The sequence below is a fragment of the Halobellus captivus genome (genome assembly GCF_007655485.1).
Classification (GTDB): Archaea; Halobacteriota; Halobacteria; order Halobacteriales; family Haloferacaceae; genus Haloquadratum; species Haloquadratum captivum.
Map to the genome: position 1 here is coordinate 247328 of NZ_VJXQ01000002.1, position 12474 is coordinate 259801.

Genomic DNA, 12474 nt, shown 5'->3' on the forward strand with positions numbered 1-12474 from the left:
AGATGCCACGAATCGAATCGAAGGTTCGCACCCTCGTCTCGGACGACGACGGGATGCGTGAGGCCGTCGAAACGGTCCTCGATCGGACCGGCGACGGCGAGAACGAGGTCACGTGGCTGGACGTGAAGGGCGATATCACGTCCGGTCAGTGGGGCCGCCTCATCGAGAAGGAGATTCTCGTCGAGGGCGACGAGGGGTTCCGCGTGGCCGACGCCGAGGCGACTCGGGCGGGACTGGACCCCAAATCGGGCTCGTCGGGAGTGAGCGCCGGGAGCGCGACCGAAATCCCGGACGACGACGAGTCCTCGTGGTCGAAGTACGACAAGGGCGCGGCGCTCGTCACGGTCGGCCTCTTCGTCGGGTACTCCTGGAAGCCGCTCCGGGACCTCATCGGCACCGCGATGGACGTGCCGCTGAGCCCGCTCCAGGAGATGCTGCCGTTCTACGCGGTCGTGATGATCCTCGCGCTCGCGACCGGGTTGTACTCGACGCTGCTGCAGGCGAACCTGATGGATATGGACAAGATGTCCGCCTACCAGGAACGGATGAAAGACATCCAAGAACGCCGCAAAGAGGCGAAAGAGGCTGGCGATGACGACGCCCTCGACGCGATCCAAGAAGAGCAGATGGAAGCGATGGGCGATCAACTCGGGATGTTCAAAGAGCAGTTCCGCCCGATGGTGTGGATCATGTTCTTTACCATCCCGGTGTTCCTGTGGATGTACTGGTCGATCGGCGTCGGGGCGAACGCCAGCGCCCAGGTCCCGCTGGACTCGCTCGTGTTGCCCCTCGCCGGTGAGGTCGAGTGGACGGAATCGGTTATCGGGCCGATTCAGGCGTGGATTGTCTGGTACTTCCTCTGCTCGATGGGCTTCACCCAGATCATTCGGAAGAGCCTCAACATCGACATCTCGCCGACGACGAGCTAATCGGCGCGTCACTCGCCCACACGCGGCACACGCTCCGGGGCGTACAGCCCTCGCTTTCCGAGACGTAAAGACAACCTCTTTTAGGCGCCTTCCCGCAGAGAGAGTATGTTGGTAACCGTCTCTGGCCCGCCGGGGGCCGGAAAGAGTACGACCGTCAGTGCTCTCGCCGAGGCGTTCGATCTGGAACACGTCAGCGGCGGCGACATCTTTCGCACGCTCGCTGACGAACGCGGGATGACCGCCGTGGAGTTCAACAGGCTCGCGGAGGACGACGACCAGATCGACCGCGACCTGGACCGTCGGCTGCGAACGGTCGCCCTCGAACGCGACGACGTGTTGTTGGAATCGCGGCTCGCCGGGTGGCTCGCGGGCGATGCCGCCGACTTCAGACTGTGGCTCAACGCGCCGCTGTCGGTCCGCGCCGCCCGAATCGCCGAACGCGAGGATAAATCCGTGGAGACCGCGTTCGAGGAGACCCGCGAACGCGAGGAGAGCGAAGCGCTGCGCTACCGCGAGTACTACAACATCGACATCACGGACCTCTCGATCTACGATATCGCACTGAACACCGGTCGCTGGAGCGCGGCGGACGTCCCGGAGATCCTGACCGCCGCCGTTCGAGCCTACGACGCGAGCACCGACGAAGGCAAGTACCCCGTCGAGGGCGTCGACTACGACTTCTGACGATGACGGGATCGCACTCGGCGTACGGGGGTCGGTGACGATGTCGGCGCTCCGCGGTCCGCCCGAGGAGCGATCGATCGACGAGCTGCTGTCGTTCGGCGTCGTCAACCTGGATAAACCACCGGGCCCGTCCGCTCATCAGGTCTCGGCGTGGGCCCGGGATCTGGCAGGCGTCGACCGCGCCGCTCACGCGGGGACGCTCGATCCAAAGGTGACGGGCTGTCTGCCGATCCTCCTCGGCGACGCGACGCGACTGGCGCAGGTCTTCCTGGAAGGCACGAAGGAGTACGTCGCGGTCCTCGAACTCCACGGACCGGCGCCAGCGGACCTCGACGCCGTCCTCGCGGAATTCACGGGAGAGATCTATCAGAAGCCGCCGCGAAAGAGCGCCGTCGCGCGCCGCCTCCGGACGCGGACGATCCACGAACTCGACCTGCTGGAAGTCCGGGACAGGCAGGCGCTCGTCCGTATTCGCTGTGAGAGCGGCACCTACGTCCGAAAGCTCTGTCACGACCTCGGACTCGCCGCGGGCACCGGCGCGCATATGGGCCATCTCCGACGCACCGCCACCGACCCGTTCGACGACGCCGATCTGGTGTCGACCGCCGACCTGACCGACGCGCTCGCGTTCGCCCGCGAGGGCGACGAGCGCGATCTGTGCGACGTCGTCGCGCCCGCCGAACGGGCGTTGACTCACCTCCCACACCTCACGATCGCCTTCTCGGCGGCCGAACAGGTCGCGCAGGGTGCACCGGTGTACGCGCCCGGAATCGTCGACGTCGACGACGCGGTTCGGACGGCCGAGCGGGACGCGCTCGTCGCCTGCGTCACGCCCGACGACGCCGCGGTCTGTCTCGGCCGGTTGGTCGGCGATCCGTCGGCCGGCTCCGGCGAGGTCGTCGCGCTCGAACGCGTGTTGGTGTAGCGCCAGGGGCGCGAGTTCGCGTGGCCTCGGACCCGTCTCCGGAAGCGGCGTGTGCGACCGTCTCTCCCGCGTGCGAGCGCGTCGCTCGCGCGAGCCGAAACGAAGGACTTAACGGTCACACTCGCATTCTCTCGAATACACCCCGGGACCGTGGGGTAGTGGTATCCTCTGCCGATGGGGTCGGTAGGACCTGAGTTCGACTCTCAGCGGTCCCATTGTATTTTCCGTAATACCGCTCGATACCGACAGATGTAGCTCTTCGTCCGGAGGGTAGTCAGCGCGATGTCGCTCGGCTTCGAGACCGAACGTGACAGCGACCCGCCGAACGGGTGAATCCGTTTCAATACGTGCGGTGGCGGACGCGATAGCGACCGCGCTTGAGCGCGCCGGTGCCGGTGAACCCGTGAAAGTATGCGGTGACGAGGGATTCCTTTTCAATATGTGATTTTCTGAGTGAAAGGCGTTTTACGTGTGAACTCCCAAATTCTTCGGGGATTCCAATGAGCGGGGAGAACGTAACGACCGAGGAGGCCAAACGAAAACTCTACGACCGGATCCGGAGCGACACGTCGTTCGACGAAAAAGCGGAGGACGTGCTCGAGGTGGGCAGAGAATACCTGGACGTGGATAACAGCCATCTCACCCGGATCGATCGGGAACTCGATCACTGGGAGGCCATCGTCAGTACAGATTCTCCCGACGGGCGGTTTCCCCCGGGCCTGGAAATCGACCTCGGTACGACGTACTGTCGTCGGACGATAAACGCCGACTCGGCCATCGCTCTCTACGATGCCCCCAACCAAGGCTGGGCCGACGACCCCGCGTTCGAGACCCACGGGCTTCGCTGCTATCACGGAACGACGCTCGTCCTCGACGAAGAGCCCTATGGGACGGTCTGTTTCGTCTCCGAGGAGTCGCGCGAGGAACCGTTCAGCCCCGGTGAGACGTGGTTTATCGAACTCCTCACCCGGTTGCTCGAACGGGAACTCGAACGCAGACAACACCAGGCACAACTGACCAGACAGGCCAATCTCGCGATGGTTCTCAACCGCGTGCTTCGGCACAATCTACGGAACGACATCTCGGTCATCCGCGGGTTTACACAGGTTATGGCTGACAAACTGGAAGGCGACTCCGAGAGCGAGCCTGTCCTGCGGAAGATCGACCGACTCATCGCGCTGAGCGAAAAGGCTCGCGAGCTGGATCGAATCGTCGCGACCGATTTCCAGCCGGAACCCATCGAGGTTGTCACGCTCGTCGAACGCGTCGCCGACGAGGTCACGCGAGAGTTCCCGGCAGCGACGATTTCGACCGAGCACGACGAGGAGATCACCGCGGACGTGTTGCCGAGCTTCGAACGAGCGCTCGAAGAACTCATCGAGAACGCGGGCAAGCACGCTGGCGACGACCCGACCGTTACCGTCGCCGTCGAACGCGTTCCGAACGCCATCGAAATCCGGGTTGCGGACGATGGTCCGGGATTAGCAGACCACGAAGCCGAAGTGTTCGAGACCGGAGAAGAGACGCCGCTGACCCACGGAAGCGGACTCGGGCTGTGGCTGGCTCACTGGATCGTGACGAGCCACGACGGTTCTGTCGACGCCGCAGCCACCGAAGATGGGACCACGATAACGGTCACTATCCCGCAGAAACTGACGACAAACGCACAGGAGCGGTTAACGAAACTCACACGGGCGCGTGACCAGTATCAGGCCGCCTTCGAGGACGCCTGCGACGCGATGCTTCTCGTCAACGACGAGGCCCGAATTATCGACGCGAACGCGGAGGCCGCCCGTCTCTTTGGTCCGGAGCGATCAGCGCTACTCGGTCGATCGGTCTCGGAGTTTCTCCCCGGGGAACTCGATTTCGAGACTATGTGGACCCAGTCGCATAAGCACGGCGCGGAGCGTGACACCGTGACAATCATCGACGCCGACGGGGAGAGCCGTTCGGTCGAATACTCCGTGACGGCCGATATCGTCCCCGACCAGCATCTCCTCATCGGTCGAGAAGACCAGTAATAGTAGTAGTAAGCGCTGACCGCCGAGCATCTCCCGATCACGCAACGTCCCCAGATCGTCGAGCACCTCGCGGTCTCGCAGCATCTCCCGATCCCGTGAACCAATCGCTCAGCGTAGCCGTTGCCGCCGGGCTTATATCGGGCGCGCGTGTCCATCTCATCAATGAGCAGTAGGGGGAACTCGGGTGCGTCCACGCTCATCGAGGTGGAGGACGCGCTCGAACGGCTGTTCCGTGACGGACGAACGAACGCGGTTCTCGCGTGGCTGCTTGTGGGCATCCTCGTGACAGTGTTCGTCGAGAGCGTTCTCGACGTCGACTATCAGTGGATCCTGTTCGTCGGGTTCGTGGGTTTCGTCGTCCTGTTACCGCCGCTCTCCCACCGCGAGTGGCGGATGATGCTGCCCTGGGAGCTCCTGGTGTTGGCGCTGCTGCCGATTCTCGTTCGCGGACTCGTCGGCGGAACCGTCGGGACGTTCGCGACGTACGTCGCCATCGCGGCGCTCGCGCTGTTGATCATCGTCGAACTCCACATGTTCACGTCCCTGAAAGTCACCAACTGGTTCGCCGTCGTGCTCGTCGTCCTGACGACGATGGCGACGGTCGCCGCGTGGACCATCTTCCGGTGGAATGCCGATCGATACCTCGGGACCTCGTTTCTCGTCGATAACGAGGCGCTGATGATGGAGTGGCTGTACGTCACACTCGCCGGACTCGTCGCGGGCATCCTGTTCGACGGCTACTTCAGACGGCGCGACCGGCAACTGTGGCGCGTGATCCGCCGGACGGTGAGACGATGAGGCTGTTACCTCGCCCCTCGATACGGAACCAACGGCGGCTCACGCGCGGGATGCAACTCGCCCTAGTCGGGCTCGTCGTCTACGGTCTCGTCGCGCGGCAGCCGAAGGCGATCACCAACGGCGGGATCGCACTCGCGATCACGTTTCTGCCCGCCGTCTTCGAGCGGAACTACAACTTCCCGCTGGATCCGTGGCTCGGGCTCTGGATCACGAGCGCGGTGTTCCTCCACACGCTCGGATCGGCCGGTCTGTACGGTCAGATCGGCTGGTGGGACCACCTGACGCACGCGATGTCGGCCTCACTCATCGCGGCGGTCGGCTACACCACTGCCCGCGCGATCGAGCTGCACAGCGACGAGATCACCATCCCGACCCGGTTTTTCTTCGTGTACATCTTCGTGGTCGTCCTCTCCTTTGGAGTTATCTGGGAACTGTTCGAGTTCGCGCTCGACATCACCGCGAACGCGACGGGGCTGACGATGCCGCTGGCCCAACACGGCCTCGACGACACGGTTCGGGACGCGATGTTCAACTCGGTCGGCGCGCTCCTCGTCGCGATCTTCGGGCAAGTTCACCTGACGAACGTCGCCGAGTCAGTCCGCGAGCGGTTTTTCGGGGAGTCGTCGCGAAACGATCCGCTTTGACGTGTGGGGCCCGCGACGCCACCTGCCGCTCGATTCGTCACTCGAGTGGTTGACGCGCCACGTGGGCAGTCAGAGCCTTCTTTGGGCAGTCAGCGCATCACTTGCTCGTGCGGTACGTCACTTCACGTCCGGTTGCCACACTCTGGCGCTTCGACTCGCTTTCGCGGTAGGTGAACGACAGTATAATACCGGATCGGGGTCGCTGTAGCCATATGGAGCGATTCGACGTAGCAATCGTCGGCGGCGGCCCCGCGGGGTCGTCAGCCGGACACGCCGCCGCGTCGGCCGGAGCGTCGGCGGTCGTCCTCGAAAAGGGAGTCCCGCGGGCGGATCGCCCGGACCGACTGGGACCGGATTCGACCGACGCAGCGGGTATCCTCGACTACTGGGTGGACATTATGGGGATCCATCCCGACGAGATGCCCGACGGTGTCGTGCTCGGCGAGTTGGACAAGGCGGAGTTCATCGGCCCGACGGAGTCGCTGACGCTCCGCTCGACGGGTATCGAATCCTCGTACGACGAGTTCGGCTTCTGTATGCAACGGGCCAGATTCGACGACTTCCTGCGCGACCGAGCGGAGGACGCGGGCGCGACGTACCGCGTCGGTAGGTCGGTCCGGAACGTCGAGTCGGATTTGGATGCGACCGACGAACCGCGGCACAGACTCGAACTCGCCGACGGTGACGCCATCGGCGCGGACGTCCTCATTCTCGCGGACGGCCCGCAGCGGCAGGTGACGACCGGCGTGCTCGACGAATATCTTCCCTTCGACGTCACAGACCGATTGTCGACGCGGGAGACGAACCACATCGCCTATCAGGAGCACCGCCGCCTCCCCGAGGAGGTGTTCGAGGAAGTCGCGGGCGCGATCAAGTTCTGGTGGGGGCACATGCCCGGACACACCGCCTACCCGTGGATCTTCCCGAACGACGACAACGTGGCCCGGATCGGACTGACGATGCCGATCGGGATGGACATCGACGACGTCGCGAACAGGGACGACTACCCGCTGTTGCGTCCCGACGACGAGCGGATCCCGAACGGGAAAACGTACGTCCGACGCCTCCTCGAAATGGAGTACGGCGACGAGTACGACATCGAAGAGGACTTCCCGCTCATCGAGGACCGGGGGAAATCGAAGGGGACCGAAACGTACGCCATCTCCTCGACGCGGCCGATCGACTCCCCGACCGAGGCGGGAATCGCCGTCGTCGGCGGCGCGATGGGCGCGACCTCGGCCTTCCACGAGGGCGGCGACCACACCGCCGTCCGCACGGGTGCAATCGCGGGCGAGCTGGCCGCCGCCGGTGACCTCTCGCCGTACAACGACCGCTGGAAGGACGCCATCGGCGACGAGGTGCTCCGAAACGTCGCGATGGCGGACGTCGTCCACGACTACGCGCCCGACGACTGGGATTGGGCGTTTTCGACCGCGCAGAAACTCTTAGACGACACCGACGGATACGGGCTGTTCGACACGAGCAACATCCGGGCGGGCTTCGGTGCCGCTCGGCTCGTCACGACCTACAAGCGCACGAAGTTCCGGTTCAGAAACGGCAAGTACGTGCAGTTATCGGAGTCCGACTACACGCTGTAGCTTCTCGACGCGGGAGTCGCAACGGCCTTGGGTGTCGGATCCGTTGGATCGAATGCGCACCCTTAGTCCCCGCCCAGAGTTCTCCCGCTACGGGAGCGATGACCTGGCGGCGAACCCGGGTGTGCGACATCAGTGGACCGTCCGCGCCCGAAAGACGGACCGCCCGACACGAGGGTTTCCCGGCCGACGCGGCACGCAGCCTCGGGATGAGGCCGGTCGTTAGTGTCTTGGGCGCACATTCAACATAACCGTAGATGCGTCTCTAGTTCCTCGACGACTGCGCCAACGAACTCCGTCGTCACGCGACTCTACCACGCCCCCAGCCCTTCGATCCGTGGCGAGTGCACCGCCCACGGAGAGACAATCGTCCGGCCGGGCTAGTCCTGTGAGATCGTTCGCTGCAGTTGCTCCGGCGCGGTTGCGGGTGGCTCGTGCGTCCCGAAGTCGGGATGGGTCTCTTCCATCCAGACGTACACGACCGCCCCGGAGACGAACATCAGGAACGCGGTCAGATAGAAGGCGGCTTCGGCGTTGACGAACTCCATAGAGAGCCCGATCAGGATCGCGCCGACAGCGTAGCCCGAGTCGCGCCACATCCGGTAGACCCCCATCCCGGCCGACCGCCAGGTCGGATGGGCCGCATCGCTCGGAACAGTCATCAGATTCGGATACAACAACGCCATCCCGAGCCCGGAGACGGCGGCCAGAACAGCCCACATAAGGTATCCCTCAACGAGTACCATCCCGAGCACGCCAGCGCCAGCCAAGAACATCCCGGCGATAACCGGTGGACGTCGGCCGATCCGGTCTGCGAGACCACCAGTTCCGATCTGAAGGAAGTACATCGCACTGTGGACGCCGACCACGGCGCCGACTGCGGCGATATCGAGCCCCTGGCTTAGCAAGTAGAGCGGAACGGCGATCCAGAACAGCGTGTCGACGAAGTTCTCGATGTGGCCAGCCTGCGCGGCCGCAAACAGCGTCCGGTCACCGTAGGTTGCCCGCTTCAGCACCTCATTGAACGGGAGGTTCGCGTCGTGATCGTCGTCGTCACCCTCGGCCTGCGCGTACTGGACGGTCTCCTTGATCAGGAAGATCGAGATGAGGAACGCCAGCACGGCGACGACGGCGAGGAAGTAGAACGGCTCCGGCCGGAGGCTCCACCGGCTGGCGATGACACCCGTGATCCAGGCACCGACAGCCACACCGGTGTATCCGAACGATTCGTCGATACCGACCGCGAGTCCGCGCTGATCAGGGCCTGCAAGGTCTATCTTGGCGTTAATCGCCATACTCCACGTCAACGCTTGGTTGATACCCAGCAGGATGTTCCCCACAGTGATCCAGCCCCAGCTTGGGGCGAAGATGAGGATGACCGGTAGAGGGAGCGCCGTAACCCATCCGGCGATGAGCACGGGCTTGCGGCCGTACTCCTCGCCCCATTTCCCCGCGTAGAGGTTGAGAATCGACTTCACAATTCCGAAGGAGACGACGAACGACCCGATCACGAGGAACGACTCGACACCGAGGACGTCCTCTCCCAGAGCGGGGACGACGGTGCGTTCGGACCCGATAGTCAGTCCGGTCGCGAACACGAGCAGGACGTGCAGCGAGAACTGCCCGAGGTGTTCGCGAATTCCCTGTTTGAGTGCAGTTGCCGTACTCATAACTCACTCGGCTGCGCAGTTGTTGGGTCCCAGTTCCAATTCGGCCAGTTCGTCGGCCGGGACCGATTCCTGTCCCACGTTCGTTCGCTTGACGCGCTCGAAGTTCGGCGGATGATCCGGGATGTCGGAAGCGAGTTCCCGGACGAACGCCTCGCGGTCTCGGCCGAGGTCCTCGTTCCGTTCCTCGACTTCAGCGAGGGTCGCGGTCACCGGCGGCTCAGGCGAGCCGGGATCGTGCGCTGGAAGCACAACCGCGTCGTCCGACCTCTCCAGCAACCGCTGGAGACTCGCGTGGAGGATCCCAGCGTTGTGCTCGACGTCGGAATCTTCGATACCCGCTTCGACACCGAGTTCGACGCGGCCCACGCTCTCGTGGAAGAGCGTGTCTCCCGTGATCAACGCCGCACCGGCGACGTCGAACGAGACGCTCCCCTCGCTGTGTCCGGGCGTGTGGATGACCTCGACGCCGACCTGGCCAACAGTGAGCACTTGCCCGTCTTCGAGCGGTGTCGCATCGATAGCGAGCGCGTCCTTCGGATGAAGGTAATAGGGAACGCCGCGTCGCTCCGCGAGTTCCGAAGCGCCCGAGACGTGGTCGGCGTGCGCGTGCGTGTCGAAAACGCCGACGAGTTCGGCGTCGTACGCATCCAGAATCGCCTCGTACTCGTCGAGATAGTGCGACGGATCGAAGACGGCGGCTTCACCGTCCGAGACGAGGACGTGCGAGAGACAGCCCTTCCCCGGACGCGCGACCTGAACGAGCGTGCCGTCGAGGTCAGCTGGCACTTCTGCGTGCCGGTGCACGCGGCTCCAGCCGTTCATCCCGTCGGTGAGCGTCACCGCGTCGTATCCCAGATCTCTGAGGACGTCCGTCGCGGTCTGTGAGACGACACCTGCGGCACAGACGGTGACGATTTGCTCGGTAGGGGGGAGCTTCGAGAGGGCTTCTTTGGCCTGTTCGGGGCCTTCAATTAACTCGTCGTAGACATCGACATTGTGGCTGCCCGGAATCTGCCATTCCTCGAAGTCTTCTTCGTGCCGAATGTCGAGGACGAGTGGGCCTCCGTCTCCATCTCGTAACTGTTCGCTGAGTTCTTCCGGCGGTATCTCCTGCATCGGTATTCCTGAATATGGAATTTATTCGCATATAGGTGCTGCCGGACATGACCGGCACTGTTAATCTTATCCAGAGCAAAATCGTAGTATGAGTCTGTACGAGGCCTCGATCCGGGTCAAACACGAGTGTCCGTACCGGGAGATCTCGGAACGGCACCCGGATCTAACGATACGGGAGTGGCCGCTGAGCGACTGCCAAGTGCTCGAAATCACCGCAGAGGCGACCCCGACCGACGAACTGCTCGACGAGATCAGCCAGCTCGGGACAGTACTGCACGAATCAGCGGATGATGACGGGTATCACGTCGTCACGCAGTCTTGTCTCTGCTCGCTTGAGGAATCCATTATCGATCGCTTCGAGAGACACAGCTGTCTGTATCAGTCGCCGACGATCTACCGGCAGGGCTGGGAGCACTACACGGTGGTCGCGTTCGACGGCGACGACATCCGCGAGTTGCTCGGTGATCTGCGATCCGACAGGGAGATCGAACTTCTCTCGAAAACCTCGATCTCGGAGACGCAGATCCCCCATAGTATGCTAGCCCCGGCGAACCAACTGTTCGAGAACATCACTGCCCGGCAGTTAGCGGCACTCCAGTTGGCGCTGGAGAGCGGGTACTACGAGCAACCGCGGAAGACCTCGCTGCGGGAACTGGCCGATCGGACGGCCGTCGCTCGCTCGACGTACGAAGAGCACCTCCGGAAGGCGGAGAACAAACTGCTGACGAACGCGGGGCAGTTCCTGCGACTGGTTACCGCGACCTCGACGGCCGATCCACTGCAAATAAAGCGGGACCGACAGATCGAACAGGCCGCCGACTAGTCCCCTGGCAGTTCGCCAGCGGGAGTTCGATGATCGAAACCTGTGCAATGTCCGTTCGACGTCGCGTGACGCCATCATTCTCCGTTAACCGCCGCCTTGTTAGCCATCGATTCTCACACCCAGTCAGCCATCGATCCTCATATTCAGTCAACCACTGATTCCCATCCAGTCAGTCGTCAGCAGCCACCCTCGCCGTGGTGTTATCCGTGAGCCCGATGTCTTGTTCGGGCGGTAGAATTCGGTTTTTCGACACCCTTTACCGAACGGTAAACTAACGGGACGTATGACCTCGAAGGAGTCCGACAGGGCACGGAACGTGCGCTCGGGGCAACAAGTTCGACACGGAACGGGCGTGCACTCGAACCGCGCGTTTCCGACGAGCGCCGATCCCGGGAATCTGGACCCGTTCGTGTTGTTCGAGCGGTTCTACATCGACCCCGATCAGGGGTTTCCGATGCACCCACACCGCGGGTTCGAGATCGTCTCGTACATGATCGACGGGGGGATGGAACACGAGGACTCCCTGGGCGTCGCTAACACCGCGGAGGCTGGTGAGGCGATGCGAATCACTGCAGGGAAGGGGATCCGCCATTCGGAGTTCCCCGCCGACGGGCGAGCCTGCACGGGCCTCCAGCTCTGGGTGAACCTCTCGCGTGAGGCCAAGGATATCGACCCCGATTACGCGGACGCGAGCGCGGCGGAGCTACCGACGACGAACGTCGACGGTGCGACCGTGACCACCGTTATCGGCGACGGGTCGCCGATCGTTCTTCGGACCCCGATGGAGTACCTCGACGTCGCCGTCGACGGGGAGTGGACGTGGTCCCGTCCCGACGGCTGGTCCGGGTTCCTCTACGGCGTCTCCGGGGCGGGACGTGTCGTCGTCGCTCCCGACGCTGGCGACGCGGAAGCATCCGACGGGAGCGACACGCAGCCATTCAGCGAGGGTGACGTGCTCCCGCTCGCTGGCGACGAGGACATCGAACTCCGGGGCGACGACGGGTTCCGGATCGTCGCTGTCGCCGGAGCACCTCACGGGGAACCGATCAGACAGCGCGGCCCGTTCGTGTTGTAGCGCTTGCGCTATTTTACCAGATGGTAAGCTACTTTTACGAGCGGCCGCTCCACTCGAATATGGTAGACGTAGCAGTCGTTGGCGGCGGTCCAGCCGGACTGAGCGCGGCTCTGTACGCCGCGAAGAACGACCTGGAAACGACCGTCTTCGACACTGACGAGTCGTGGATGCACAAGGCGCACCTGTTCAACTAC

The 12474-nt window shown here is 63.5% G+C and carries 12 protein-coding genes and 1 tRNA gene; 11 read left to right on the plus strand and 2 right to left on the minus strand.

Translation table 11 applies throughout. The features are described 5' to 3' along the window. The first annotated feature begins 2 nt into the window (after positions 1–2). From FJT57_RS06575 to FJT57_RS06610, 8 genes are all read left to right on the plus strand, one after another. On the plus strand, positions 3–929 hold the full coding sequence (locus tag FJT57_RS06575; RefSeq protein WP_144903256.1) for a DUF106 domain-containing protein: 927 nt from the start codon (positions 3–5) through the stop codon (positions 927–929). A gap of 105 nt (positions 930–1034) precedes the next feature. Further along, positions 1035–1613 carry a (d)CMP kinase gene (gene cmk, locus FJT57_RS06580; protein WP_144903259.1) on the plus strand — a complete coding sequence of 193 codons (579 nt, stop codon included), beginning with the start codon at positions 1035–1037 and terminating at the stop codon, positions 1611–1613. A 40-nt stretch (positions 1614–1653) separates the two neighbouring features. Continuing rightward, positions 1654–2538 (plus strand): RNA-guided pseudouridylation complex pseudouridine synthase subunit Cbf5, encoded by an 885-nt coding sequence (locus FJT57_RS06585; protein ID WP_144903262.1) that lies wholly within the window; start codon positions 1654–1656, stop codon positions 2536–2538. A gap of 144 nt (positions 2539–2682) precedes the next feature. Then, positions 2683–2753 (plus strand) — tRNA-Pro (locus FJT57_RS06590). A gap of 285 nt (positions 2754–3038) precedes the next feature. Then, entirely contained in the window at positions 3039–4559 is a 1521-nt protein-coding gene (locus tag FJT57_RS06595; protein WP_144903265.1) for an ATP-binding protein, read from the plus strand. Positions 4560–4721: 162 nt separating this feature from the next. Further along, positions 4722–5357: a hypothetical protein gene (locus FJT57_RS06600; protein ID WP_144903268.1), complete on the plus strand. Its 636-nt coding sequence runs from the start codon at positions 4722–4724 to the stop codon at positions 5355–5357. A gap of 20 nt (positions 5358–5377) precedes the next feature. Next, positions 5378–6001, plus strand: coding sequence for a hypothetical protein (locus FJT57_RS06605; RefSeq protein ID WP_144904466.1), 624 nt, complete (start codon positions 5378–5380; stop codon positions 5999–6001). 212 nt (positions 6002–6213) lie between these two features. After that, positions 6214–7599, plus strand: a complete 1386-nt coding sequence (locus FJT57_RS06610; RefSeq protein ID WP_144903270.1) for an NAD(P)/FAD-dependent oxidoreductase — start codon at positions 6214–6216, stop codon at positions 7597–7599. A gap of 377 nt (positions 7600–7976) precedes the next feature. On the opposite strand, the gene FJT57_RS06615 is transcribed toward FJT57_RS06610, so the two are convergent. After that, positions 7977–9266: an MFS transporter gene (locus FJT57_RS06615; protein ID WP_144903273.1), complete on the minus strand. Its 1290-nt coding sequence runs from the start codon at positions 9264–9266 to the stop codon at positions 7977–7979. Between the two features lie 3 nt (positions 9267–9269). Continuing rightward, positions 9270–10382 (minus strand): MBL fold metallo-hydrolase, encoded by a 1113-nt coding sequence (locus FJT57_RS06620; RefSeq protein ID WP_144903276.1) that lies wholly within the window; start codon positions 10380–10382, stop codon positions 9270–9272. Positions 10383–10470: 88 nt separating this feature from the next. Here FJT57_RS06620 and FJT57_RS06625 point away from each other — a divergent pair, with 88 nt between their 5' ends. The 3 genes from FJT57_RS06625 to FJT57_RS16935 all read left to right on the plus strand — a co-directional run. Continuing rightward, positions 10471–11205 carry a helix-turn-helix domain-containing protein gene (locus tag FJT57_RS06625; RefSeq protein WP_144903279.1) on the plus strand — a complete coding sequence of 245 codons (735 nt, stop codon included), beginning with the start codon at positions 10471–10473 and terminating at the stop codon, positions 11203–11205. A 283-nt stretch (positions 11206–11488) separates the two neighbouring features. Continuing rightward, entirely contained in the window at positions 11489–12280 is a 792-nt protein-coding gene (locus FJT57_RS06630; RefSeq protein WP_144903282.1) for a pirin family protein, read from the plus strand. A 59-nt stretch (positions 12281–12339) separates the two neighbouring features. After that, the coding region (locus FJT57_RS16935) for an FAD-dependent oxidoreductase (RefSeq protein WP_238993957.1) at positions 12340–12474 on the plus strand (135 nt) is incomplete at its 3' end.